Annotated in this window: 21 protein-coding genes; 13 read left to right on the top strand and 8 right to left on the bottom strand. The window is 61.6% G+C overall.

Features of this window, described 5'->3' with window-relative positions; translation table 11 throughout:
• Positions 1–214 precede the first annotated feature (214 nt).
• The 6 genes from gtdA to mdlC all read left to right on the top strand — a co-directional run bounded on the left by gtdA (position 215) and on the right by mdlC (position 7,476).
• The gene (gtdA, locus tag ACEK02_RS05350; RefSeq protein WP_371420851.1) at positions 215–1,288 is read left to right on the top strand and encodes a gentisate 1,2-dioxygenase; all 1,074 of its coding nucleotides are present in this window, start codon (positions 215–217) and stop codon (positions 1,286–1,288) included.
• Between the two features lie 152 nt (positions 1,289–1,440).
• A complete protein-coding gene (locus ACEK02_RS05345) occupies positions 1,441–2,136 on the top strand; it encodes a fumarylacetoacetate hydrolase family protein (RefSeq protein WP_371420762.1) in 696 nt (231 codons plus the stop codon).
• The gene (gene maiA, locus ACEK02_RS05340) at positions 2,133–2,813 is read left to right on the top strand and encodes a maleylacetoacetate isomerase (RefSeq protein WP_371420761.1); all 681 of its coding nucleotides are present in this window, start codon (positions 2,133–2,135) and stop codon (positions 2,811–2,813) included. Before ACEK02_RS05345 ends, maiA begins: the two co-directional genes overlap by 4 nt.
• Before the next feature lie 53 nt (positions 2,814–2,866).
• Complete coding sequence (locus ACEK02_RS05335; RefSeq protein ID WP_371420760.1) at positions 2,867–4,357, top strand: aldehyde dehydrogenase family protein; 1,491 nt, start codon at positions 2,867–2,869, stop codon at positions 4,355–4,357.
• Positions 4,358–4,511: 154 nt separating this feature from the next.
• A complete protein-coding gene (locus tag ACEK02_RS05330; protein ID WP_371420759.1) occupies positions 4,512–5,864 on the top strand; it encodes an MFS transporter in 1,353 nt (450 codons plus the stop codon).
• Between the two features lies 1 nt (position 5,865).
• Positions 5,866–7,476, top strand: a complete 1,611-nt coding sequence (gene mdlC / locus ACEK02_RS05325) for a benzoylformate decarboxylase (RefSeq protein ID WP_371420758.1) — start codon at positions 5,866–5,868, stop codon at positions 7,474–7,476.
• A 157-nt stretch (positions 7,477–7,633) separates the two neighbouring features.
• On the opposite strand, the gene ACEK02_RS05320 is transcribed toward mdlC, so the two are convergent.
• Positions 7,634–8,542, bottom strand: coding sequence for a LysR family transcriptional regulator (locus ACEK02_RS05320; RefSeq protein ID WP_371420757.1), 909 nt, complete (start codon positions 8,540–8,542; stop codon positions 7,634–7,636).
• On the opposite strand from ACEK02_RS05320, the gene ACEK02_RS05315 reads away from it, so the two are divergent.
• Together ACEK02_RS05315 and ACEK02_RS05310 are read left to right on the top strand one after the other, a co-directional pair.
• Positions 8,513–9,916: an alpha-hydroxy-acid oxidizing protein gene (locus tag ACEK02_RS05315; RefSeq protein WP_371420756.1), complete on the top strand. Its 1,404-nt coding sequence runs from the start codon at positions 8,513–8,515 to the stop codon at positions 9,914–9,916. The two genes, ACEK02_RS05320 and ACEK02_RS05315, sit on opposite strands and share 30 nt — an antisense overlap.
• A 119-nt stretch (positions 9,917–10,035) precedes the next feature.
• A complete protein-coding gene (locus tag ACEK02_RS05310) occupies positions 10,036–10,998 on the top strand; it encodes an MBL fold metallo-hydrolase (protein WP_371420755.1) in 963 nt (320 codons plus the stop codon).
• Between the two features lie 279 nt (positions 10,999–11,277).
• Here the strand turns inward: ACEK02_RS05310 and ACEK02_RS05305 are convergent, their stop codons facing one another.
• On the bottom strand, positions 11,278–12,915 hold the full coding sequence (locus tag ACEK02_RS05305; RefSeq protein WP_371420754.1) for an isocitrate lyase: 1,638 nt from the start codon (positions 12,913–12,915) through the stop codon (positions 11,278–11,280).
• 148 nt (positions 12,916–13,063) lie between these two features.
• Between ACEK02_RS05305 and ACEK02_RS05300 the strand changes: the two genes are divergently transcribed.
• On the top strand, positions 13,064–14,503 hold the full coding sequence (locus ACEK02_RS05300; RefSeq protein WP_371420753.1) for a short-chain fatty acyl-CoA regulator family protein: 1,440 nt from the start codon (positions 13,064–13,066) through the stop codon (positions 14,501–14,503).
• 7 nt (positions 14,504–14,510) lie between these two features.
• Here the strand turns inward: ACEK02_RS05300 and ACEK02_RS05295 are convergent, their stop codons facing one another.
• Positions 14,511–16,007 (bottom strand): helicase HerA domain-containing protein, encoded by a 1,497-nt coding sequence (locus ACEK02_RS05295; protein ID WP_371420752.1) that lies wholly within the window; start codon positions 16,005–16,007, stop codon positions 14,511–14,513.
• A 250-nt stretch (positions 16,008–16,257) separates the two neighbouring features.
• Entirely contained in the window at positions 16,258–17,448 is a 1,191-nt protein-coding gene (gene carA, locus ACEK02_RS05290; RefSeq protein WP_371420751.1) for a glutamine-hydrolyzing carbamoyl-phosphate synthase small subunit, read from the bottom strand.
• 313 nt (positions 17,449–17,761) lie between these two features.
• Between carA and ACEK02_RS05285 the strand changes: the two genes are divergently transcribed.
• Together ACEK02_RS05285 and ACEK02_RS05280 are read left to right on the top strand one after the other, a co-directional pair.
• Entirely contained in the window at positions 17,762–19,387 is a 1,626-nt protein-coding gene (locus ACEK02_RS05285; protein ID WP_371420750.1) for a glycosyltransferase family 39 protein, read from the top strand.
• A 139-nt stretch (positions 19,388–19,526) separates the two neighbouring features.
• On the top strand, positions 19,527–19,982 hold the full coding sequence (locus ACEK02_RS05280; RefSeq protein ID WP_371420749.1) for a GatB/YqeY domain-containing protein: 456 nt from the start codon (positions 19,527–19,529) through the stop codon (positions 19,980–19,982).
• 63 nt (positions 19,983–20,045) lie between these two features.
• On the opposite strand, the gene ACEK02_RS05275 is transcribed toward ACEK02_RS05280, so the two are convergent.
• Positions 20,046–21,674: a fatty-acid--CoA ligase gene (locus ACEK02_RS05275; RefSeq protein ID WP_371420748.1), complete on the bottom strand. Its 1,629-nt coding sequence runs from the start codon at positions 21,672–21,674 to the stop codon at positions 20,046–20,048.
• An 89-nt stretch (positions 21,675–21,763) separates the two neighbouring features.
• Here ACEK02_RS05275 and ACEK02_RS05270 point away from each other — a divergent pair, with 89 nt between their 5' ends.
• Entirely contained in the window at positions 21,764–22,849 is a 1,086-nt protein-coding gene (locus tag ACEK02_RS05270) for an extensin family protein (protein WP_371420747.1), read from the top strand.
• 334 nt (positions 22,850–23,183) lie between these two features.
• Here the strand turns inward: ACEK02_RS05270 and ACEK02_RS05265 are convergent, their stop codons facing one another.
• Complete coding sequence (locus ACEK02_RS05265) at positions 23,184–23,870, bottom strand: L,D-transpeptidase (RefSeq protein WP_371420746.1); 687 nt, start codon at positions 23,868–23,870, stop codon at positions 23,184–23,186.
• Between the two features lie 436 nt (positions 23,871–24,306).
• On the opposite strand from ACEK02_RS05265, the gene ACEK02_RS05260 reads away from it, so the two are divergent.
• Positions 24,307–25,287, top strand: a complete 981-nt coding sequence (locus tag ACEK02_RS05260) for a magnesium transporter CorA family protein (RefSeq protein WP_371420745.1) — start codon at positions 24,307–24,309, stop codon at positions 25,285–25,287.
• Positions 25,288–25,632: 345 nt separating this feature from the next.
• Here ACEK02_RS05260 and ACEK02_RS05255 read toward each other — a convergent pair whose 3' ends face one another.
• The gene (locus tag ACEK02_RS05255; RefSeq protein WP_371420744.1) at positions 25,633–25,917 is read right to left on the bottom strand and encodes a BrnA antitoxin family protein; all 285 of its coding nucleotides are present in this window, start codon (positions 25,915–25,917) and stop codon (positions 25,633–25,635) included.
• Positions 25,904–26,182 (bottom strand): BrnT family toxin, encoded by a 279-nt coding sequence (locus ACEK02_RS05250; protein WP_371420743.1) that lies wholly within the window; start codon positions 26,180–26,182, stop codon positions 25,904–25,906. Before ACEK02_RS05250 ends, ACEK02_RS05255 begins: the two co-directional genes overlap by 14 nt.
• Positions 26,183–26,405 lie beyond the last annotated feature (223 nt).

Genomic DNA, 26,405 nt, shown 5'->3' with positions numbered 1-26,405 from the left:
CGCTCCGACGGCTGACCGATATTCGAGGTAGGAATTAATACCCTTAGCGTTCGGGGCATTTGGCCAGGTGCAAAAGCCCATCAGTGAATCGCCCCATGACTTCCAATCAATTGAAACCTGAGGCTGCCGGCATCGTCGCCCGCGGGCGATAATTCACCACTGGACAAAAGGTTTCCCTCGATATAAGTCCCATTGGAGAATAGATTATCCATTGGTGAATTATAAGGGAGGATATACCGTGACATCTCCAGTCCGCGGACTTGCTCCGAAAAACTCCGACTTCCGCCTGCGGCTCGCCGAGGCAGGGGTGACGCCATTGTGGGATGTGATGGCGACGCTCGTGACCGAGCGGCCTCAACCGCAAGAGCGTGCTGTCCACTGGTCGTACGATGGTCTCAGGCCTCTGCTGTTGGAAGCGGGCCAGGCTGTTAGCGCCGAGCAGGCAGAACGGCGCGTGCTGATCCTGGAAAACCCCGGTCTGCCGGAGGGGCGGCGCGCAACCAACTCCCTTTATGCGGGACTCCAGCTTGTGCTGCCCGGCGAGATCGCGCCGGTGCATCGTCACAGCCAGTCCGCGCTTCGCTTCATCCTTGAAAGCTCTGGCGCCTACACCGCTGTGGATGGCGAAAAGGTGGTCATGAGCCCCTTCGATCTCGTTCTGACGCCAAGCATGCGATGGCACGAGCACGGCAACGAGACCGATGCTCCGGCAGTTTGGCTGGACGGGCTCGATATTCCAACGGTGCTCCATTTCAATTCCGGCTTCGCCGAGCGTGACCCGCATGAAGGGGCGCCGGCTTTCATTCCCGTGGGCGATAGTTCGCGTCGATACGGTCGAAACCTGCGGCCGGTCCGCGGGACGACTGCCGATCGCAATGTCCGCAATCATCCCCTGTTCCACTATCCCTATGCAGAGTGGCGTGAGGCGCTAGAGGACACGGCATTGAATTCAGCGCCCGATCCGCATGTCGGTTGCCGGATGGAGTTCATCAATCCGTTCACAGCTGGCCCCGTGCTGCCGACGATTTCCGCATTCGTTCAACGCGTTCCTGCGGGTATGTCGACACGACGTCTTCGGTCCACGGACGGAACCGTCTGGGTTGTCGTCGAAGGGCAAGGCAAAATGTCGGTTGGTGATAGCGTCTACGACCTCGCTATCCGCGATTTGATCGTAGCTCCCTCATGGCAACCGGTGCATTTCGAGGCGACGACCGACCTCATCCTGTTCGCCTATTCGGATAGGGGTGCACAGGAAAAGCTCGACCTCTGGCAAGAGAGGAAGGAATGACCCTGCCAGCGAAGGCGCGCCTACGTGCCGACCAGGTTCTTCGCCTGCCAAATTTCCCGTAGCCCAAACGCCAGCTGCTTACGCTGCGCGCAGTCGCCAACCGGTGCTCTGCAGCATTCGGCGCTGCCGCTCTTCCAAATCGGAGCTGATAAATGACTTACAGTCTTGATAATGTATGGCCGACACCTCTTGTCGAAATTCAGGGCGGCGAAAGGGTGGCGTTGGGCCGTATCTTTTGCGTCGGTCGCAACTACGAGGCGCATGCGCGGGAGATGGGTAAGGATCCAGATCGGGATCCTCCGTTCTTCTTCACCAAATGGGCGGAGACGGCGGTTATCGGCGGAGGTGAAATCGCCTATCCAGCGGCAACCGAAAATTTTCACTACGAGGTCGAACTGGTCGCGCTCATCGGCGAGCCCGCATTTCGTGTGCCGGCGAACAAGGCGTTGGATTGCGTGCGCGCCTATGCCGTAGGCTTGGACATGACCCGTCGCGACCTGCAGCTGAAGGCGCGTGGCGAAGGCCGACCGTGGGACACAGGCAAGAACTTCGAGCAATCGGCCCCCTTGGGAACGTTTCATCGGGTCTCCGATGTGGGGCACCTCGACCGCGGGAGCATCCGGCTCACGGTCAACGGTGAAGTCAAGCAAGAGGCTGACCTCTCCGACATGATATGGTCCGTTCCGGAGATACTGCATTTCCTGTCCGAACTCTATCCGCTCCGGCCTGGTGATATCGTCATGACGGGTACGCCGGCCGGTGTCGGGCCGGTTGTGCCTGGAGATCGGCTGCTCGCGACGATTGACGGTTTGACCTCGCTCGACGTGACGATCGGTGCACGTATATGAGTTCGCCGTCCGCGGCCGATGTGAGTGACGCCTCACTCTACAACTGGCCTTACTCCTCTGCGTCCTATCGTGTTCGCATTGCGCTTGCTCTGAAGGGGCTGCGACCAGAGCGGATCATTGACATCAATTTGCGCAACGGTGAGCAACAACAGCCTCAGTATATGGCTGTGGCACCGCAAGGTCTCGTTCCGGCGCTGCGTTTTGCCGACGTGACCCTGACCCAATCGCTCGCGATCATGGAATGGCTCGAGGAAGTTTCTTCCGAGCCCCCGCTTCTGCCGAAAGATCCACTCGCAAGGGCGCGTGTGCGTGCATTCGCACTCAGCATTGCGTGCGACATTCACCCCATCAACAATCCACGTGTTCTGAACTACCTCCGTCAAGAATTCGCGCGGGATGAACCGGACATCACCAAATGGTACAGGCATTGGGTCGAGGCCGGCCTTGCTGCCTGTGAGCGGCTGGTGACGGAGGCGCGCAATCCAACAGATATCTTCTGTTTCGGAACGGTACCAACGATCGCCGACATCTGTCTGGTGCCGCAACTCTACAATGCGCGGCGATTCCAATGTGATCTTTCATCCTGCCCGACGCTCGTGGCCATAGACGAGGCGGCCTCACAGGTCCCCGCCTTCGCCGCAGCACATCCGGAGCAGAATCCAGCACTGACGGTGTAGGGGCGGCGCGACCCTGCCCCCAAGCCAATCGACGCACAACACACGAAGCGAGAATGCTCGCCAAAGGGAGGTATCGCATGACACATAACGAAGTTGCTCGCCACTGGATCGGTGCCGAATGGGTCGACTCTCCGCACCATCGCCAAAGCATTAATCCCGCCACCGGTGAGGTTATCGGCGTCTATGCCGACGGTGGGGTTGCCGAGGCCGGCGCGGCCATTGCCGCTGCGCGCACCGCGTTCATCGATACGACATGGAGGAAAGACAGAGCCTTACGCTCCCGCGTCCTCAATGAACTTGCAGATCTGTTCGAGACTCATTTTCAGGAATTGAGTCGTCTGCTCACGCTCGAAAACGGCAAGGTCCGCGGCGAAGCAGATTTCGAGATGTCGCTCGTCGCGCCCAAGCTGCGCTACTACGCGGCTTTGGCGCTTACCGACGCAGGAAGGGCGCTTCAGGCTCGGCCGGGTCGTTTCTCGATCGTCCTGCGCGAGCCAGCCGGTGTGGCTGGGCTGATCGTGCCATGGAACTCCCCCGTCATCCTACTCGTGCGATCGCTCGCCCCGGCTTTAGCCGCGGGGGCGACCGCCGTCGTCAAAATGCCGGCCCAAACCGCTCAGGTGAACGCCAAGATCGCCGAGGTGATTGCTCAGGCACCGTCACTACCGACCGGTGTCGTCAACATCTTCACGGAACACGGTAGCGAGGGCGCGCGACTGATCGTCGAGTCGCCCGATGTGCCGGTCATCAGCTTCACGGGCAGCACTGCAACGGGGCGGATGATCAGCGCCGCGGCCGCAAAGCAGCTCAAGGCCGTCGGGAATGAGCTGGGCGGAAAGACGCCCATCGTCGTCTTCGACGATGCCGACGTGAACGCATTGCTACCTGTTCTCGAGAAAGCAGTCACCGTGTTCGCGGGGCAATTTTGCATGACGGGGAGCCGTCTGCTCGTTCAGCGCGGGATTGCCGACAAGGTCAGAGACGGGATCTCTGCGCGGCTCGAACGGGTCCGCGTAGGACCGGGAAGCGACCCTGCAAGTGATATGGGGCCAATGATCGACAAGCAGAACGTCGAGCGGGTCGACAACATCGTGAGGGATGCGATTGCCTCGGGTGCACGGAGTATCGTGCGAGGCGGCCCCGTGAGCGATGGACCTCTCGCCGGCGGTGCGTTCTACCGGCCGACGCTCCTGGAAGTCAGCGGGGACATGCCGATCGTCGCGCAGGAAGTGTTCGGGCCGGTACTGGTGATGCAGGTATTCGATACCGAAGCCGAGGCAATTCAGCTGGCGAATGCCACCGAGTATGGCCTCGCTGCCAGCGTTTGGTCGCGCGACGCGGACCGACCACTGCGGGTCGCTTCCGAAATCGATGCGGGCACCGTCTGGATCAATGAATGGGCTTCGGTTCTCGACGAGTTCGAGGAAGGCGGATTCAAGCAAAGCGGCGTCGGCCGCTTGAATGGCGTCGCTGCGCTCGAACTATTCCTCGAATCAAAGCACATCACTCAGAACGTCTCCGGCCGAATTTCCGAACAGAGCTAGTACGGCGCCGAAAAAGCGGATGCCGTTTTCCAGACGGCATCATGCTCTCACGCTTTGGACTCGTTCACGTTCATGCTTTCGGATCACTACAGTCCAAAAGCATGAATGCGATCGAGGCGAGGATTTAAAAAAGAAAGATTGGGAGGACTCGTCAATGACACGTACGGTCGATATTAATCCGGTCATCGATCAAGCCGCGATACGATTGATCCACATCCAAGTACTTGCGATCAATATTCTCGTCGCCTTAGTCGACGGCTTCGACAATCAGGCGCTTGCTTTCACTGCGCCCGCGATAGCTGCGGATTGGGGCATATCCATCGTCTCCTTCGCGCCAGCATTCAGCAGCGGACTTGCGGGCATGATGTTCGGGTCGCTCATGTTCGGTGAAATCGCCGATCGGCTGGGGCGACGGTTCGTTTTCGTGTGGGCAACGGCTCTTTTCGGATGCGTGACACTAATCACGCCGATGGCGGAAACAGTCACGCAACTGCTGGTGCTTCGGTTCGTGGCCGGCCTTGGCCTGGGCGGTCTTCCGACGGTGATGGCTTCGCTCGTGAGCGAATACGCGCCCAAACATCGTCGCGCGACGTTTGGCAACTGGGCGTTTATCGGGATACCCGGCGGCGGCTTCCTTGGTGGGCTGCTGGCGTCTTACCTCATTCCCAATTTCGGTTGGCAGAGCGTCTATTGGCTCGGCGGAGCCAGCGCTCTTTGCGTCGCGGCCGTTGCCGCGTTCGCAATGCCGGAGTCGCTCGCATTCCTCTTGCGCAAAAAGGGCGATCAGGGTCGTGCTCGTGCGATCTTGTCGAAGGTTGCCCCGGAGCATGTGATCGAGCGTGACAGCGTGCTGATCGCGGGTCCTGACGAGACTGTCAAAACCTCGATCGTCGGTGTCTTTCGTGACGGCCGCGCCGTCATGACGGTGCTGTTCTGGATCTCCGAGATCATTCTGCTGATGGGCTTCTATTTCCTCGTCAACTGGATTCCCAGTCTGCTGGCACGTAGCGGTTTGTCCATGCAAACGGCGGTTCTGGGATCGGCGGTACTCAACATCGGCGGTATTCTTTTTGGTCTTTTCATTGGACGGCTCTGCGATGGCTTTGGTGCTCGACGGATTGTGAGCGCAACATTTCTGCTCGGGGCGGCGTCCTTGTTCCTCGCGACACACGCTGGGGGTAACGTCGCAATTCTCATGTCGGCGATTTTCCTCGCGGGCGGCGCTTGGATCGCCGGGCAATCAGCCATCGTGGTGCTGATCGCCAATAATTATCCGACGACTGTCCGCTCCATTGCGGTCGGCTGGGCTCTCACAGTCGGTCGAATCGGCGCCATCGCGAGTCCCGCGATCGTGGCTATTCCTCTTGGCTGGGGCTGGGAGGCGAAAGACATCCTGCTGCTACCGGTTCTCCCGGCCATCGTTGGGGCAATCCTGGTGCATTTCGCCAGACCCTACGGCCGCCGGAAGGACCTGCCCGAACTTGCTGTAACCCCTGGTTATCGGTGAAATGAACATGCACCAGAACAACAGAAAGCCTGCGTCGGTCACCGTCAGGCAGGCCACCATCGATCTATTGCGTGCGCTTGATATGACGACCGTCTTCGGAAACCCCGGATCGACGGAGCTCGCCTTCCTTCATGACTGGCCTGATGACTTCCGCTATATTTTGGCGCTGCAGGAAGCGTCGGTCGTCGGAATGGCGGATGGCTATGCCCAGGCAACCGGACGCGCCGCTTTCGTCAATCTTCATTCGGCGGCGGGTGTCGGCAACGCACTCGGCAACATCTTCACGGCCTATCGCAATCAGACGCCCTTGGTCATCACGGCCGGTCAGCAGGCGCGCAGCCTGCTGAACCTTGATCCCTATCTCGGTGCCGACCGCGCCACGGAGTTCCCGCGCCCCTACGTCAAATGGAGTTGTGAGCCGGCCAGGGCCGAGGACGTGCCTGCGGCAATTGCCGAAGCCTATTACATGGCGATGCAAAAGCCGTGCGGGCCAACCTTCGTGTCGATTCCCGCCGACGACTGGTCTTGCCCGACGTTTCCGGTGGCGCCCCGCAAGGTTGCTCGGGCTTTTGCACCAGACCCGGCTCTCCTTGCTGAACTAGCCGCGGCCATCAACGGGAGCGAACGGCCGGTGTTCGTCGTGGGACCCGCCATCGATCGTGACAGCGCGTTCGAACTCGCTGTGGCTTTGGCCGAGCGGGTCAACGCTCCGGTCTGGGAAGCGCCGACGGCGAGTCGCGCCAACTTCCCGGAAGACCATCCGCTCTTTGCGGGCTTTCTGCCCGCGATCCCTGAGAAATTATCGCAGATTCTCGAAGCCTACGACCTCATCGTCGTCCTGGGCGCACCGGTGTTCACCTTTCATGTGCCTGGCGACGCCAATGTGTTTCGCTCGGATGTACCGATCTATCAGATCGTGGACGATGCTTCCGCGGCGGCCCGGGCGCCGAGTGCGACGAGCATTCTCGGCACGATGAAGTTGTCCCTTTCGGCGTTGCTTGATCTGCTCCTCCCGAGCTCGCGCTCGCGCACTCCTGTGAGACCGGCACCACCCGCGGTCGCGGCTCGCGATCCGATCCCGATCGAGTTCGTGATGCAGTCCCTGTCGCAAGTCGTCCCGGCTGAAACCGTCATTGTCGAAGAGGCGCCGTCGCATCGCCCGGCCATGCAGCGATTTCTGCCGATACGACAGAGTGGTGGCTTCTATACTATGGCGAGCGGCGGGCTCGGTTACGGCTTGCCTGCTGCCGTGGGCATAGCGCTCGCCAAGGGTCGCCGCGTGATCTGCCTGATCGGTGATGGCTCCGCCATGTACTCGGTGCAAGCCTTATGGACCGCCGTCCAGCAAGCGCTGCCGCTCACGGTCGTTGTTCTTAACAATCGGGGCTATGGCGCCATGCGTGCTTTCAGCAAGATCATGCAGAGCAAGTATCCGCCCGGCATCGATGTACCGGGAATAGATTTCACCACTCTCGCCGCGGCATTCGGCGGTGAGGGGACGCGCGTAACTCGAGCGGAGGATTTGCCGAACGCATTAGCCGCGTCTCTCAGGCATGACGGTCCGCATCTCGTCGAGATCATTGTGGATCCGGATACTGGCGCGGTCTACTGACCAGAGTGAATCAAATTGCCTCCGATCGTAGCCGACCGCTGGTCGTCGCCGCGTGGCGGGTACGCGCGGCGCAGAACAATGCAACTAGGTAACGGCGCTGCCCGGCGTCGCGCTCAACAGATTCGTCGGGAGCATGGTGCGGGACTACGGTGGCCGACTACGACTGGATCAATGCGGCCTCTTGGGAAATGCGCTTTATCAGCCAGCATGCAGCAGGGCCGGGCACCTTCTGGGCACGGTGAACCGCATACAGGGGATATGGTCGCTTGCGCCACTCGGCCAACGGCAGCGGGACCAGCCGCCCCGCCCGAATGTCGTCATCCACCGCAGCCGCAGGCATGTTGCCCCATCCGACTCCGGCGAGGAGCAAGGCATGCTTGACGCTCAGATCGGAAACACGCCAGGTGTCGGCGGCAAGAACAGCGAAGTCGCGCCCTTCCGACAGGCGAGAGCGATCGGCCAGGACCAGTTGGGTATGCTTGCGAGCCATCGTGCTGGGAATGGCGTCGACACTTTGCGCCAGTGGATGCGATGGCGCTGCAACCGGGATGAGCGACGTGGATCCTATGCAGCACTGTTCCAGTCCGTCGACCGCGTAGAACAACGGCCCGCTGATCCCGATCGTGCACGTGCCGTCGAGGACGCGTGTGGCAACGCCCCCCAGCGTTTCGACATGGAGCCGCAAGCCGACTGCGGGGAAGTTCGCGTGAAAGTCGGCGAGAGACCCGACCAGCAGCTGCATTGGCATCATGACGTCAACTACAAGGGCAATTTCCGCCTCGAGTCCGGACTGCAGGCCGTTTATGCGAGCGCATAGCTGGTCCATTCCCGCGGCTATCGTGCGAGCGTTCGCCAGAACTGCCCGTCCGGCATCCGTGAGTGTTGGACGACGCGTGGTGCGATCGAACAGCGGAACGCCACCAAGTTGATCTTCGAGATTTGAAATTGTGTAGCTGATGACGGATTGACGACGATTTAGTCGCCGGGCTGCAGCAGAGAATCCGCCTTCCTCGACAACCGTGATGAAGACCTTCAATTGCTCGAACGTAGGGGGCGCCGCTGGCATATCGATGATGTTGATCGTTACGATTTAACTTATGTGCCTTCCGCGCAAAGTATCTTCGACGTAGGTGTCGAGGCAACGGTCTGGCGTATCGATGACAAGAAAATGAACGAACACGCCGATCTTTCTGCTGGAGCAAAGACAATGAGCCTTTCGAGACGTCGCCTTTTCGAAACGACGGTTGGACTTGGCGCTGCGGCGCTTACTATGCATCCGCGCTCCGCCTTGGCCCAAAATGCTGCAACATCTTCCAAGCCAGCTGCGGCCTCGCCGCCTTATCGCGCCAGTACTGAAGATCATCCGGTTTCGATCATCAACCTCGATTTGCTGGAGCAGCAGGCGCAGGGGAAATTGACCGAATTCGCCTATGCATTCGTATCGGGAGGCGCAGGCGACGAATGGACGCTCCGGGAAAACCGCCGCGCCTTTGAAGACTTTCCGATCATGCCCCGGATGCTGTCCGGCGTGGACGCAAAGTCGGTCGATCTCAAGACCAGGCTCCTTGATCTCGATCTGCCGTTTCCCATTATCGTCGCGCCGATGGGGGTGCACGGGGTTGTTCACGAGCAAGGCGAGGTGGCCACGGCAGCCGGGGCAGGTGCGGCCGGCACCCTCTACCAATGCTCGGGCGCCTCAAACCGAACGATGGAGGAGATCGCGCGAGCGACGTCGGGACCGAAGTGGTTTCAGATCTATTTCAACCGCGACGTCGGGGTGACGCGGTCCCTGCTGCAGCGGGCGCGGCAAGCAGGCTTCACCGCAATTGTCTTGACCGTGGATGCCACCGGCCCCGGGCGCAGCGAGCGCGTCGCCCGGATAGGCGGACGGTTCCCGGACAGCCTCACCTTCGGCAATCATGATCCCCGCTTCGGCGGCACAGGCAATTTCTACAACCAGAAGAAAAATGTCACCTGGGACGACATCGCCTTCTGCCGGGACGTCTCGGGCTTGCCCGTGGTGGTCAAAGGCATCTTGCGGCCTGACGATGCGGTCCAGGCCGTCAAAGCGGGCGCGGTCGCCATTCAGGTCTCGAACCACGGTGCTCGCCAGCTCGACGGACTCCCGGCGAGCGTGACGGCGCTACCCGCAATAGCAGACGCGCTGGGCGGACAGACACCAATCATTTTCGATAGCGGCATCCGAAGAGGCGTCGAAATATTTCGCGCGCTCGCGCTCGGAGCGACCGCTGTCGCCATCGGACGTCCGGTCCTCTATGGCCTCGGACTGGGCGGCTCCGCAGGGGTCAAGAGCGTCATTGATTTTCTTGGCGACGAACTGAAGGGCGCGATGGTATTCGCCGGCGCCAAAAACATCGGCGCAATCGATCGCGCCAGTGTCGCTCTTTCGCGTTCGGCTTCCGCTTCGCGTCGAGGCTAGCCGAACAGCGCGTGAATGCAATCGTTCCTTGGACCGGAAGAGAAACCACGGCCTCCCGCCGTGAGCGATCGGCTGTCCCGGGATTCAGCATCTAGATTCGCAATAAAGGAGAAGCAGTAATGGTAAAGTTGATATCCGCTCTGGCGGCGGCGTTAGTGAGCGCCGCCGCGCTCACCCCGCTCACCGCATTCGCGGCAAGCGATACCGGAGAGGCCGTCCCGCGCGCGCAATATGCCAACCGGGAGATTCTGCCCGATCCCACGGCCGCAGCCTGTTCCAGCACGCCACGAACCCTCACTCAGGTCAGTGGCAACGTTTACCGGCACACCAACACAGCGCTGCCTGCGCTTCACAGCGGCCTCGTTCTTATCACCAATGAGGGCGCGCTGGTGATTGATCCGGCGCTGACCTGCACGGCGACCTGGCTGCGCGACGAGATCAAGAGCCGCTTCGGTGTCGGCATCAAATACGTCGTCTATACGCACGCCCACTTCGACCATATCGCAGGCTCCCAGGTGTTGCAGCAAGACGGTGCCATCGTCGTGGCCCAGCGAAACGCACTCGAGGCGATTGTCGGGGAGCGGCTTCCCGTTGCCGTGCCGGACAAGGTGTTCGATCGCAAAATGACCATCACGCTTGGTGGTGAAACGGTGGAACTTCACCACGTCGCACCGAGCCATTCGAACAGCATGACGCTGGTGTACTTCCCGAAGGAAAAGGCGCTCCAGTGCACGGATATCTGCGAGGCCAAGACGCTTCCGTACATGGATTTTCTCGATTTTTACTATGATGGGTGGATCGAGTCTCTGGACTGGGTGCTGAAGCAGGACGTGCAATATATCGACGTCGGGCATTATGAACTTTCGAACAAGGACGACCAACGGGCGCTGCGGGAATACATGACAAGCCTGCATGACCAAGTGCTCGCACTTATCCGCAAGGGCGAAAGCTGGGACCAGGTCTGGCGCCACGTGACCTTCAAAGACGAATACAAGGCCTGGTTCGGATATGCATTCATGCGGGTCCCGAACATCGAAGGCATGTATCGCTGGGTCAGCAATCGCAGAAGGGGCGTTTGGTGAGTCGCGCTTCGGTGAGTTCGCCCACTCGGACGTAAGGGGGGGCTAGCTACCCTGGTCGATCTCGATAGCTATTGCTCGATCATGGGATCGGCCGATGCGAACAGCGCCAGGAAGATGCTGCCGAGCACGACGGGCATGATCCGGACCACCAGTATTCCTGTCGCTGCCGTCCAGTGACGGGTGCGCCCGAGGTCGGGGTGGCATTTGAACCAACAACGAAATCAGCCTGAGGTCTGACAAGACCCCAGGCTGATTTTGCGATGGGCTGAACCGTGGAGATTAGCCGAACTGGTTCATCGTATTGTGCGCGCCGCCCGCCTTCAGGGCTGCCTCGCCGGCGAAGTATTCCTTGTGATCGTCGCCGATGTCCGAACCAGCCATGTTCTGATGGCGGACGCAGGCGATGCTCTGGCGGATTTCGGCGCGCTGGACGTTCTTGACGTAACCCAGCATGCCCTGTTCGCCGAAATACTCCTTGGCGAGGTTGTCGGTCGACAGCGCAGCCGTGTGATAGGTCGGCAGCGTGATCAGGTGATGGAAGATGCCGGCGCGCTTGGCTGAATCCGCCTGGAAGGTGCGGATGCGCTCGTCGGCTTCGATCGCCAGCGGGGTGGTGTCATACTCCGCCTTCATCAGCTCGGCGCGGTTGTACTTGCTGACATCCTTGCCGGCTTCCTTCATCGCGTCGTACACCTGCCAACGGAAGTTGAGGGTCCAGTTGAACGACGGCGAGTTGTTGTAGGCGAGCTTGGCGTTCGGGATCACTTCACGCACGCGGTCGATCATCTTGGCGATCTGCTCGATGTGCGGCTTCTCGGTCTCGATCCACAGGAGATCGGCGCCGTTCTGCAGCGAGGTGATGCTGTCGAGCACGCAGCGGTCTTCGCCGGTGCCGGCGCGGAACTGATAGAGGTTGCTGGGCAGCCGCTTCGGCCGCAGCATCTTGCCGTCCCGGTTGATGATGACGTCGCCATTTTTGGCGTTCTCGGGCGTCACTTCTTCGCAATCCAGGAAGCTGTTGTACTGGTCGCCGAGGTCGCCCGGCTTGTGGCTGACAGCGATCTGCTGCGTCAGACCGGCACCGAGCGAGTCCGTGCGGGTGACGATGATGCCGTCTTCGACGCCCATTTCGAGGAAGGCGTGGCGGCAGGCGCGAATCTTCGCGAGGAAGACTTCGTGCGGCACGGTCACCTTGCCGTCCTGATGGCCGCACTGCTTCTCGTCCGAGACCTGGTTTTCAATCTGCAGCGCGCAGGCGCCGGCCTCGATCATCTTCTTGGCCAGAAGATAAGTTGCTTCCGCATTGCCGAAGCCGGCGTCGATATCGGCGATGACCGGAACGACGTGGGTCTGGAAGTTGTCGATCTTGTTGATCAGTTCTTCTTCCTTTGCCTTGTCGCCAGCCTTGCGGGCTGCGTCGAGGCTGCGGAAGATGTCGTTGAGCTCGCGCGAGTCGGCCTGACGCAGGAAGGTGTAGAGCTCCTCAATCAGAGCAGGCACCGAAGTCTTCTCGTGCATCGACTGATCCGGCAGCGGGCCGAATTCGGAGCGCAGTGCTGCGATCATCCAGCCTGACAGATACAGGTAGGTGCGGTCGGTGGTGCCGAAGTGCTTCTTGACCGAGATCAGCTTCTGCTGCGCGATGAAGCCATGCCAGCAACCGAGCGACTGGGTATACTTGGTGGTGTCCGCATCATAGGCCGCCATGTCGGCGCGCATCAGCGACGCGGTGTAGCGCGCGACGTCGAGGCCGGTCTTGAAGCGGTTCTGCAGGCGCATGCGCGCGACGGCTTCGGCGGTGACGCCGTTCCAGGTGTCCTTGGTCTTGAGCAGCGCCGACGCCGCCTCGATTTCGCTCTGATAGGAGCCCGTGCCGAGGATGGTCTGGTTGCTGATCCCGCGTGGCTGGAAGTTCATTGTCTCGATCCCTTTGGCTGACGAAAAACCTGTCCCTGGTTGTAAGGGCGGGATCGCCAGCCGCTAGACGGAACGCAGATAACTTGTCATACTTTACAAATTATGCGTGTAATGCTGTAAGGTAATTACAAGATATGGGAGGGCGCCGATGGCTACCTCGGCTGGCCGTTCTGTCTTCATGGGTCCCCGATTGCGGCGGCTTCGACGCGATTTAGGCCTGACTCAGGCCGATATGGCGGCAGATCTCGAAATATCCGCACCCTATGTCGCGCTGCTGGAGCGCAACCAGCGGCCGATGACGGCCGACATGCTGCTGCGGCTGGCCCGCACCTATACGATCGATCTGGCCGATCTCGCCGGCGACGGCGGCGCCGACAATACGGCGCGGATGCAGTCGATCCTGAAGGAGCCGATGTTTTCGGACATCGATATCCCTGCGCTCGAAATCAGCGATCTCGCGGTCAGCTATCCCGGCATGGCCGAAGCCTTCCTGCGGCTCTACACGGCCTATCGCGAGGAACAGCTTGCGCTGGCGGACCGGCGCGCGCCGGCGCTCGCGGGCAGTGCATCGCAAGCGGCTGGCGAAGGCTATGATGCCAATGATCCCGTGGCCGAGGTCAGGCGATTTCTGGCGGCGCGCCGCAACAATTTCGCGGGTCTCGATGACGCAGCCGAACGCCTCGCGCAGGCAACGGCCGGTCCGGGCGGTTTCGTCGAGCGTCTCAAGACCCGGCACAAGCTGCAAGTGCGCTATCTGCCGCCGGACGTCATGCTCGGCTCGGTGCGACGACTGGATCTGCATCGCAAGCAATTGCTGCTCGAGGACTCGCTCGACACCGCCAGTCTCAACTTCCAGCTCGCCCAGCAACTCGTCTATCTCGAAATGGAAAACGAGATCGGCACAGCGCTGGAAGACGGCCAGTTCACCACCAAGAGTGCCGAACTTTTGGCGCGCCGTGCACTCGCGGGCTATGCCGCCGCGGCGCTGATCATGCCCTATGCCGCTTTCGCGCGCGCCGCCGAAACGCGTCGCTATGATCTCGAAGCGCTGGCACGCCAATTCGGCGCCAGCTTCGAGCAGACCGCGCATCGCATCACCACCTTGCAGCGGCCGGGTGCGGAGAAAGTCCCGTTCTTCCTGATCCGCGTCGATCCCGCCGGCAATATTTCAAAACTGCTCGATGGCGCGGGCTTTCCATTCGCCAAGCACGGCGGTGCGTGCCCGCTGTGGTCGGTGCATGACGTTTTCAAAACGCCGCGCCAGATCGTGACACAGTGGCTGGAATTGCCGGATGGCCAGCGTTTTTTCTCCATCGCCCGCACGGTCACGGCCGGCGGAGGTGCCTACGGCGCACAGCGCGTGGAGCGCGCGATTGCCATCGGTTGCGCTGCGGAGCATGCGGGGCAGTTGATCTACACCCGCGATGCGTCGGCGCCGCGCGCGGATGCGCCGACGCCAATCGGCGTCGCGTGTCGCGTCTGCCACCGTCCACGCTGCGCTGCGCGCTCGGCGCTTCCGATCGGGCGCGAGTTGTTGCCGGATGATTTCAGGACGCTGAACGTTCCGTTCGGCTTCTCGGCGGACTGAAGCGGCGTCAGGCCTGCTCCGCGGGCACTTCCTCGGCATTGGGATCGCCGGGTGCCGTCGCCCAGGCTAACTCAACGAGCGTCACGATGCGCCGACCGGCGCCGTCGAGCTGGCACACGATGAGACCTTGCTCCTCGATGTAGCTGAGCAGGCGGCGCGCACGGCGCAGGGAGTGCGAGCCATAGGCGCGGGCAATCGCTGCGTCGCTCGGGCATGGCCATCCTTCCTTGGCGGCGCGGGCGATCATCATGAAGACGCCTTGCATGTCGTCGGGCAGGATCGAGGCGCGGACGGAGACGTCCTGCCAGCCGTCATCATCTGCCATCTCGGAGCCGAGGCCGGCGCGAGCCCGCGTCAGCATGCGACGGAAGTCATCGAGGTCCGGCACGGCGGCACCGAGCCCCTCGATCCGGCAGCGGACCACGAATTCCTGATAGAGCACGCCGACGACCCGAAATCCTGCATCGGGTTCTGCCATCAAGGCTTGCAACACGCGGTCGACGCGCTCGCGCCGCGCGGCCAGTTCCTCGGCGATCGGCGTCTCCGGTACATCGGGCCGAACCTCCAGCGCGGCGGACTTTGCCGCCATGAGCTGACCAAGCAGATCCGGCGATGACGGCGCGCGGCGCTGCGCCCGGACGGGCTCCGGCGGCGGCGCTGCGAGAATCGTCGCGCGCACGTCGTCGAGCGTCGCTTCAGGCAGCGGCATCAGGCGCGGCGTCGCATTGCGCGGGCTGGTCTCGGTTGTGCCGATGCGCAGTCCCAGCGGTCGGCGGGAGAGGGCGGGGCCGAGCGCCATGAATTGCCCGCGCTCGAGGTCGCGGAAGGATTCGGCCTGTCGCCGCTCCATGCCGAGGAGATCCGCGGCGCGCGCCATGTCGATATCGAGGAAGGTGCGGCCCATCAGGAAATTCGATGCTTCGGCCGCGACATTCTTGGCGAGCTTCGCCAGTCGTTGCGTGGCGATAACGCCGGCAAGCCCGCGTTTGCGGCCGCGGCACATCAGGTTGGTCATGGCGCCGAGCGAGAGCTTGCGCGCTTCGTCCGACACCTCGCCCGCGACGGCCGGGGCGAACAGCTGCGCCTCGTCCACCACCACGAGCATCGGATACCAATGGTCGCGGGGCGCGTCGAACAGTCCACCGAGAAAGGCGGCGGCGCGGCGCATCTGATTCTCGGCATCCAGCCCTTCGAGATTGAGCACCGTGGAGACGCGGTGCATGCGCGCGCGCTCGCCGGCGACCTGCAACCCGCGTTCGGTGTGCGCCTCTGCATCGATCACCAGATGACCAAATCGCTCGGCCAGAGAGACGAAATCGCCTTCGGGATCGATGATGGTCTGCTGCACCCAGGGGGCGCTCTGTTCGAGCAGCCGGCGCAGCAGATGCGATTTTCCGGAACCCGAATTGCCCTGCACGAGCAGGCGCGTCGCCAGCAGTTCCTCAAGGTCCAGAGCCGCCGGGGCGCCTGACGTCGTCTGCCCCATCTCGATCGCAACGGTCATGTCTCGACTCAGGTCTCCTTACGGAGACGGCTTACCAACCCGACCGCAGTGCGTCGAGCGGCGTACGGCCGATTGCTCGGAATTCCGCACGGCTTTACGAAAGGCTGTGGAGGTGGCCCGATATTGACCGTTGCGCAGGCCACGTGCGTGAGTCGATCACGTGCGTGACGCCCTGCGTTTCAGCGATCCGTCGATTGCAGACGCGAGGGCCATGATGACCGATAAGACTGCGTTTGTCGGATCGAAGCGCTTACGACGCCTTCTTCGCCCGCATCAGATCCGCGAACCGCTTGAACAAGTAGTGCGAGTCGCGCGGGCCGGGGGAGGCCTCCGGGTGGTACTGAACCGAGAACGCCGGCTTGCCGTCGAGCTGGATGCCGCAATTGGATCCGTCGAATAGCGAGATGTGGGTCTGCGTTGTGCCCTTGGGCAGCGTCGCTTCGTCCACCGCAAAGCCGTGGTTCATCGAAGTGATTTCCACCTTGCCGGTGGTCTCGTCCTTGACCGGATGATTGGCGCCGTGATGGCCCTGATGCATCTTCTTGGTCCTGGCGCCGACCGCGAGGCCGAGCATCTGGTGACCGAGGCAGATACCGAATGTGGGCACGCCGGAATCGATCACCTGCTTGATGACAGGCACGGCATATTTGCCGGTTTCGGCGGGATCGCCCGGGCCATTCGACAGGAACACGCCGTCCGGCTTCAGCGCCATGATCTCTTCTGCCGAGGTCGTGGCCGGAACCACCGTGACCTTGCAGCCTTCGCCTGCCAGCAGGCGCAGGATGTTGCGTTTGATGCCGTAATCGATGGCGACGACGTTGAATTCAGGGTCGGTCTGGCGGCCGAAGCCTTTTTCCCATTCCCAGGGAGTTTCGTCCCAGGTGAAGCGCTGGGCGGATGTCACCATCGGCACCAGGTCCATGCCTTCGAGGCCGGGCCATTCGCGCGCTTCTTCCTTGAGGCCGTGCAGGTCGAACTTGCCGTCCCTGGCATGGGCAATCACCGCATTGGGCATGCCCTTGTTGCGGATCAGTGCGGTCAGGGCGCGGGTGTCGATGCCGGAAATGCCGATGATGCCGCGCGCCTTCAGCCAGGCGTCAAGATGGCGCGATGAGCGGTAATTCGACGGGTCGGTGATCGCCGAGCGCAGGATCACGCCGCGGGCGCCTGGCGTCGCCGCCATGTTCACCGTCTCGATATCCTCGTCGTTGGTGCCGACATTGCCGATATGCGGGAAGGTGAAGGTGATGAGCTGTCCGGCATAGGAGGGATCGGTGAGGATCTCCTCATAGCCGGTCATCGCCGTGTTGAAGCAGACTTCGCCCACGGCCTGGCCTTCCGCACCGAGGCCGAAGCCTTCCAGCACGGTGCCATCGGCGAGCACGAGGAGCGCGGTCGGTTTGTGGTCCGGCCAGGCTGGGGATGTTTCTGAGGGGGTCATGAGGGGACTACATAGTCCCGGCGTCTGCCGCCGTCAAAGCCGGAACCGCCGGATTCACACGTCAAGTGCGGTCGGGCGCGTTTGGGGCGGGGGGGCGTAGCCCCGCCGGAGGGGCCGGATGGCCCGAGGTGGAGGAAAAATATCTCAACCAGGCCGTGCTGTGGCATGTCGGTTGTCCGGCGAATTCGACACACCGATACCGCGTAACTTGCAGAATGAGACGTAGAATCAAACAATTATAGATCCCAGCGCTTGCCGGAGGTAACTTTCGCCGCTAGCAATCTACAGCTTCGCCGTATTTCCGGATATTTCAGTGCAGTTGGATTATTTCGCCAGGATGGCTGCGCGCTCGGCCGTTGCGCCAGCGCGATGGCGCAGGCCTTTTCTGATCTGGCTTGATGGGATCGAGAAGGGCTGGACGATCCCTGTGCTGATCGTTGGCTTTGCGTCGATCTGGCTGCTGTTTCTCGTCATCGCCTATCAGAGCGGCGACCTGCATGCAGATGCGCTGGAAACCTGGAGCCTCGGCCGCGAATTCGCATGGGGCTATCCCAAACATCCGCCGCTGATGGGCTGGGTCGCGTGGCTGTGGACGCTGGTTTTCCCGCTCACCGACTGGTCGTTCCAGTTGCTGTCGATGACCAATGCGGCGGTGGCGCTCTGGGCCGTCGATCTGATTGCGCGGCGCTTCGTGCGGGGCGATTCGCGGGCCGTCGTATTGCTGCTGCTGATGTTGCTGCCGGCCTATCAATTCCATGCCCAGCGCTTCAACGCCAACACCGTGCTGCTCGCGATCTGGCCATTGGCGACCTATTGCTTCCTGCGCTCCTTTGAAACGCGCGCTATCGGCTGGGCTGCTGCCGCCGGCTTCCTATCCGCGCTGGCGATGCTCGGGAAGTATTATTCAATCTTTCTGGTCGGCAGCTTTGTGCTGGCAGCGGTCGTACATCCGCAGCGGGCGATCTATTTCAGGTCCTGGGCACCGTGGGTCTCGGCTCTGACCGGGATCGTTGCCCTGGGACCGCATATTCATTGGCTTGCCACCACGGGCGCCGCGCCATTCGCCTATGCCCTGGATGTTCACGGTGGACTCGGCTTCGCTCAGTCGTTGCAGGAGGCGGGCATGTTCGTGCTCGGTCTCGCGGCGACGATGGCGCTGCCGGCCATCGTCTGGGTTTTGTCGGCCGAGCTGCGCCTGAAATACTTTCGGGCCGATTTCCGTGCGATGAGTCCGGGATTGCTGCTGCTGTTCTGGGTATTCATCGCAACTGTGTTGCTGCCGGTTGCGACCACTGTCGCTGTCGGCACCGATATGCCCTCGCTATGGGCGTTGCAGGGTCTGTTCCTGCCAGCCATCTTGATCGTCTGCGGCGCCCGCTTCACGCTCGAGCGCCTGTATGTGGTCAACATGGTGGTCTTCGTCGCTGGCATTGCTGTCATTGCAACCGTGGTAGCGGCGCCAATTCATGCCATCTATCGCAACAGCATCAACCCCAATGAGCGGACTTACTATCGGTTGGCCGCTCAAGAGCTGACCAATCGCTGGCACCAGATGACGGACCGGCCTATGCCACGGATCAGTGGCGATGACGGGTTGGCATTCGCGACGGCTTTCTACAGCCCTGACCATCCGCTCTACGGTCGCCCGTTCCAGTTCCAGTACACCTGGGGCATGCCGCGCCCGACGACGTTGCAGAGGGGCTGGGCCGCGATGTGCTTCGCGACGGACAGCGTTTGCGTGGCGTGGATGGACCGTGTCGCAGCGCTCGAGCCGCAGCATGTCCGCTTCGATTTCGAGGTTCAGCCCCGGTTGTGGGGGCAGGCCGGTATTCCGGCCACCGTATCGGCGCTGATGGTTCTGCCGCGCGCCAACGAAGCCACCACGCCCGGACCACCGTCCGGAGGCGCCGAGGATTTCAGCTCCAGCCATCGGCAATAGGTTTGGGCAGTAGTTCGGACAATAGCTCCGGGCGGCTCCCGACAATGAGCGGGTGCGGTTGTGCATACCTCTCAAAACGCTTAGATCGAGGCCAACCGAGGTCCGGCGCTGCGATTGGCGGCCGCAAGAGGAGACGCAGATGCTGCGCGATGACATCAACAACGCCGTCAAGGACGCTATGCGGGCCAAGGACGAGCGCAAGCTTTCAACGCTTCGCATGGTCAATTCGACCATCAAGAATGCCGATATCGAGGCGCGCGGCCAGGGCAAGCCGCCGCTGTCAGATGCCGACCTGCTGAGCCTCCTGCAGAAGATGATCAAACAGCGTCAGGAGTCGGTCGAACTCTACGACAAGGGCGGCCGGGCGGAACTCGCGACCCAGGAGCGCGAGGAAATCGCGATCATCACAGCCTATCTGCCTCAGCAGATGTCGGAGGACGAGACCAGGTCCGCCATCGCAGCCGAGATCGCAGCGACAGGTGCTGCCGGTATGAAAGACATGGGCAAGGTGATCGCCGCACTGAAGGCGAAATATGCCGGCCAGATGGACTTCGGCAAGGCCAGCGGTCTGGTGAAGGCCGCGCTGAACGGCTGAGGCTCTCGTTGCCCCACAAATTGAAAACCTCTCCTCGCATTGCGAGGAGAGGTTTTTCTTTAACTAGGCCGCCGCTGTCGGCAGGCTGTACGTCTTGAACTGATCGCGCAGCGCGGTCTTCAGGATCTTGCCGGTGGCGGTGTGCGGGATCGCGTCGACGAATACCACGTCATCCGGCATCCACCACTTGGCGATCTTGCCATCCATGTATTTCAGGATGTCCTCGCGCGTGGCGGTCTGGTCCTGCTTGAGCTGTACGATGAGCAGCGGCCGCTCGTCCCATTTCGGATGATAGACGCCGATGACCGCGGCTTCCGCGACCTTCGGATGACCGACGGCAAGGTTCTCCAGGTCGATCGACGAGATCCATTCGCCGCCCGACTTGATCACATCCTTGGAGCGGTCAGTGATGCGCATGTAGCCATGCTTGTCGATGGTCGCGACGTCGCCGGTGTCGAAGTAGCCTTCCTCGTCGAGGATCTCGTCGTCGACGCGGAAATAGGCGCGCGACACCGAAGGTCCGCGCACCTTGAGACGGCCGAAGGTCTTGCCGTCCCAGGGCAGGCTCTTGCCGCTGTCGTCGGTGATTTTCATCTCGACGCCGAATGGCGGATAGCCCTGGGTCTGCAGGATATCCAGCCGCTCGTCGCCTTCGAGTTGGTCGAAGGGCGGCTTCAGCGCGGCCAGCGTGCCGATCGGCGACATCTCGGTCATGCCCCATGCGTGGCGCGCGCCGATGCCCATATCGACGAAGGCCTTGATCATCGAGCGCGGCATCGCCGAGCCGCCGCACACCACCATGCGCAGGTCAGGCAGTTTCAGATTGTTCTGCGACATATAGTTGAGCAGCATCAGCCACACGGTCGGCACGCCGGCGGTGTGCGTCACCTTCTCCGTCGAGAGCAATTCGTAGATCGAGGCGCCGTCCATCTTGGCGCCGGGCAGTACGAGCTTGGTGCCCATCGATGGTGCGGAAAACGCGATGCCCCAGCTATTGGCATGAAACAGCGGGACGACCGGCAGCATGGTGTCGGCGGCATTGGCGCCGAGCGAGTCACCGGTATTGGCCATCAGCGCGTGCATCACGTTGGAGCGGTGAGAATACAGCACGCCCTTCGGATCGCCCGTGGTTCCGGATGTGTAGCACATCGCCGCTGCGGTGTTCTCGTCGAACTCCTTCCATTTGAAATTGCCGTCGACTTCCGCGATCCAGTCCTCATAGGCCACGGCGTTTTTCAGCGTGGTCTGCGGCATGTTCGCCTTGTCGGTGTAGACGATATAGCGTTCGACGCTGGGCAGATTGTCGGCGAGTTTTTCCAGCAGCGGAACGAAGGTCAGGTCCGTCATCACGATGCGATCCTGCGCATGGTTGATGATCCACGCGATCTGATCGGGGAATAGACGTGGATTGACTGTATGGCAGATGGCGCCGATGCCCATGATGCCGTACCACGTTTCCAGGTGTCGCCACGTATTCCACGCGATGGTCGCGACGCGGTCGCCCATCTTGATGCCTTCGCGATCAAGGCGCTGCGCGACTTTCAGGGCGCGGGTACGAATTTCGGCGTAATTGGTGCGGTGTATGGGACCTTCGACTGATCTGGTCACGACTTCACGTTCGCCGTGGACCCGCGCCGCATGATCGATGATCCGGTGACACAGCAAAGGCCAGTCTTGCATCAAGCCACGCATTCGATCGTTCCTCCGTCTTGTGATTGTTCTGCCGGTCCCCCGATCATTGCCGGGGAACTTCGACCGCTCTTTTGGGCTTAGGTCTTGGCATGAAGTTTAGCGCGGGGAAAGCGGCCCGGAAATGGACTTTTGGCCTATCCGGCTGCGACCAAAGGACAATTGGAGCGGTTCTGGCGCTGCTGCTGGTTGCCGCGCCGGCGCCGGCGCAGGCCTATCTGACGACGTCGCGCGTCCCGCTGCCGAAATCCCGCCCGGTCGAAGCGCCCACGGCCGAGCCGGCGCAAAAGCCGGGCGAGGAGTCTAGGAAATCCGAACAACCCGCTGAGCCCGAGAAGCCCGCCGCCGAAGCGCGTCCGCCGGAGCCGCCGCCGCTGTCAGCCTGCCGCCTGGCGCTCACCGATGCGGTCGCCATTGCGCCGGGTATTCCCGACATCAAGGGGCCGGGCGCCTGCGGTGGCCCCGACATGGTGCGGCTCGAGGCCGTCGTGCTGCCGGACAAGACGCGCGTGCCGCTGAAGCCGGCGGGAACGATGCGCTGTGCGATGGCAACGGCGGTGGCCGAGTGGATCCGTGCCGACATGGCGCCGCTCGCGACCAGCCTCGGAACCAGGCTTATCGAGCTTGATAATTTCGATTCCTTCGATTGCCGCGGGCGCAACCGCGTGGTCGGTGCGAAACTGTCGGAGCATGGCCGCGCCAATGCGCTGGATGTGCGTGGGCTGAAACTCGCGAATGGCCGTTCGATCGCGCTCACCGAACGCAACACGCCGCGCGAGCAGCGCGAGGCGGTGCTGCATTCGGTCTGTACGCGTTTCACCACCGTATTGGGGCCGGGCTCCGACGGCTATCACGAGGATCACATCCATCTCGATATCGCCGAGCGGCGCGGCAACTACCGGATCTGCCAGTGGGACGTCTGGGACGAGTGGCCTCGCATTGCCCCCCTGATGCCCGCCATGCGCCCGGACGAGGCGCCGCCGCGCGAGGTGGCCGAGGGTAAGCCGGGCGAGAAGATGCCTGAGGCGGCCAAGGCCGCCGAGCCTCAAGCCACTCAGCCGGCTGAAGCCGCGCCGGAGCCCGAAGCAGAGCCGCCGGAGCAGCCCAAGCAGAGGCCAAAACCCAAGCCGAAGAAACGCCGCGCGCCGCCACCATCGCCGTTCAGCTTTTTGCGGTGACGTCCTGATCGCGTATTTGTGGCCGCGTCCGGGCAGGTGTTTTCTTTTGCTTTCTTTTCCCTCCCCCTTGCCGGGAGGGGGGCCGGCCGTAGGCGGGTCAAGTGGGGGTGCACAGGCGACGGCGTTGCCGGAGGCACCCCACCCGGCCTCCACTTCGTCGATGCTACGCATCGCCTCGTTCGGTCGCCCCATGGCGAACGACTTCGTTCGCCAGACCCCACTGCGCGGCTTCGCCGCTTGAGGGAGGGAGACCGCTCCCGCTTGCGCTTCGGCTAAAACAAAAAAAAGCGCCGGCAAAACCGGCGCTTTTCTAATCAGATAAAACTCTGTCAGTTCAGTACGGCGTTCCGCCGCCGCCCTGCAAAGCGAGCTTCGAATTATACGGCGAGTCGCCGGCCTTCGGCTCGAGCACGACAACCACAGCACCCGGCTTGACGCGGCTGTAGAGGTCGATGACGTCTTCGTTGGTCATGCGGATGCAGCCCGACGAGATCGAGGAGCCGATATATTCCGGCTGGTTGGTGCCGTGGATGCGGAACAGCGTGTCCTTGTTGCCCTGATAGAGATACAGGGCACGGGCACCGAGGGGATTGTCGACGCCGCCAGGCACCTGAGCCGGCAGGCCTTCGATGCGCTTGTGGATATCGGCAGTCGGGGTCCACTTCGGCCATTCGGCCATGTTGCCGACACGCGCGACGCCCGAGAAGGCCAGCGCTTCTTCGCCGACGGTCACGCCGTAACGGATCGCCTTGCCGCCGTCCTGGACGAAATAGAGATAGTGATTGTCGGAATCGACCACGATCGAGCCCGGCGCTTCCTTGCGGTGGAAGTCGACGATGGCGCGCCGGAACGGCTCCGCCGGCTGTACCTTGGCGTAACGCGCCTTGGCGAGCTGGGCCTTGTCGTTTGGCTTGAGGCTGGCTTCCGGAGCGGCCTGGAATTGGGTTGCGGTCTGCATGCAGCCCGACAGCATCAGGCCGGCGGCGACAATCAGTCCAAGCTTAATCTTGAGCGGCGACATGTCATTGTTCCAATTGCGTGAGGTCCGAATTCAGGCAGGCTGGTGCAAGGAAACGCACCCAAAATAGCCCGCGAACGCCACGATTCCGTTAAAGTCACTATCGCTGAAATCCGCTGCAATTCCAGCGGTTAGATGCGCTGCGCATCATGCAGCGCACAACCTGTGTCATATTTGCCGCAGGTTTTTCGGCTGCGCGGCCAAATCCTGTGCAGAAGCGCAGCGCCTCGCGAATCCGTGATGCAGGCGTGATAATTTTGTCAGTCTCGGGTGCACAGGACGCCCGATCATAGGGGAAGGATTTCACGGGCGCGCGCGGGGTTGGCGCGCCGCACAAAGGCTGTCATGACGGCTGCATCTGCATCGGTCATGGTCGATCGCCCCAGTCGATTCGGTCCGGATCGCGGTTCCCCGCCTTTTCAGTTTCCCGGAGTTGCCCATGCTCGCTGTCTTCACGCCTGCCGATCATGCCTTGAGAAAATCCGAGCCGGCCGATCTTGCGGCGCTGCCGGACAATGCGGTGTGGATCGACATGGTGAAGCCGTCGCCGGCAGAGGACAAGGCGGTGGAGAAGCTGGCGGGGATCGAAATCCCGACCCGTGAAGACATGCAGGAGATCGAAATCTCCAGCCGGCTCTATATCGAGAACGGCGCCCGCTACATGACCGCCAGCTTGATGTGCGGTTCCGATACCGAGTCGCCGCGGATCACGGCGGTGACCTTCATCCTCACCCGGCAGCGGCTGGTGACGGTGCGCTACGACACTCCGCGTCCGTTCGCGTCGGTCGAACTGAAGCTTGGCCGCAACGCACCCGCGGGCGCCAATGGTGAAACCATTCTGCTCGAACTGCTCGACGCGGTGATCGATCGCTGCGCCGACATTCTCGAACGCGTCGGCGCCGATGTCGATCAGGTCAGCCATGACATCTTCGAGCCGGATGAGTCGCTGCGGACCGGCCACGCCAAACGCTATTCGGAAATCCTGATCACCATTGGCCGCAAGGGCGACCTGACCTCGAAAGTGCGTGAAAGCCTCGTCTCGATCGGCCGCGTCGTCACCTTCATCACCGCGGAAGCCGAGGGCGTGAAGTGGTCGAAGGACATGCGTGCCCAGCTCAAGACCATGCAGCGCGACGTGGTGTCGCTAACCGATCACGCCTCCTACCTGTCGAACAAGATCACCTTCACGCTCGATGCGATGCTCGGCGTCGTCAATCTGGAACAGAACAACATCATCAAGCTGTTCTCGGTCATGGCCGTCGTGTTGATGCCGCCGACGCTCATCGCATCGGTCTACGGCATGAACTTCAAGCTGATGCCGGAACTGCAATGGGACCTCGGCTATCCCGCAGCACTGATCATGATGGTCTTCGCAGCCGTGCTGCCCTACATGTTCTTCAAGTGGAAGAAATGGCTGTAGGGAGGACGATCCACGACGCAACATTCCAAGTTGCGCCAAGTAGCGTACCCTCAGACGGGTGGGTAAGTTAGCGCCAGCGCGTAACCCACCATACGCGCTTTTTCCCTGTGTCAGGTTATTGATGACTAACCCCGCAGGCGGGCGAAACGTCGCCGTCCCTTCTTTGCAGTCCCCCGGATATTGCCGTCTTCGTAATCGCGGAAATGCGACAGCGAGCGAAACAGAACCTGACCGTCGAGAAAGGCGTCAGCCTACTTTCGTTCGGAAAATACTTGAAAAGACTATGACGCATGGAGCCAGCGTATTCGGAATAAAGTGATGCGCAATCCGAAAATCGCCCGCAATCTACCCCGCTTTTTTCTTTCCCGCCGCCTTCTTCCGCACCATGTGCGATTTCAATACCTCGCCCATCCGCGCCTGATAGCCGGTGCCTGTGCTCTTGAACCAGCGTACGACCTCGGCGTCGAGCCGCAGTGATATCAGTTGCTTCGGATCGTCCGACTTCGGTCGGCCGCGCTGAACGAGCTGTCCAGCCTTATGCTGATCGGCACGCGCGAAGAACTCGTCCGCGAGTTCGGGGATTTCGTCGTATTCGTGCGGCTGGATGGAATGGGCGTCAACTTTCTTCAAGTCGCTGCCCGAAGCGCGCTTTTTCCCTGTCATTGGCTTTCCTCATCGAAAATTCGTGCCGCGCCTCGCCGCGCGGGGTCCACGCAACGATCACCATCCGCCCGTGCAGCGTTCCGACCGTGATTATCCGTAGCTCGCCGTAGTCGCGGCGCTCGTCAGGAAGATCCAGAGTCTTGCCTGCGAAGACCAAGGCGGCATCGGCGAAGTCCAGGCCGCGGTCCTGCAAGGTTGCCGCACGTTTCACCGGGTCAAAGGTGATCTGCATTTATTTATTGTATCTACAAATATTAGGAGCGCAAGAGGGCCTGTCATTTCGGTGCTGCCGGTTCTCGCCGAACAAGGGCGAAGGCGCCTCTAACATTTCTTTCCTATCAAGCCTTGGCAATATGCCTACAAAGATTATATTCTGGAAATCCGGTTCGCGAGGGGCGCTTCTAGAGCGGTTCACGAATTTATTGAATCTGGAGGGATTCCGGTTCATCGGCGAA

Source organism: Tardiphaga sp., from assembly GCF_041424195.1.
Lineage (GTDB): Bacteria > Pseudomonadota > Alphaproteobacteria > Rhizobiales > Xanthobacteraceae > Tardiphaga.
This window is presented reverse-complemented; position numbering and strand designations above follow the sequence as displayed.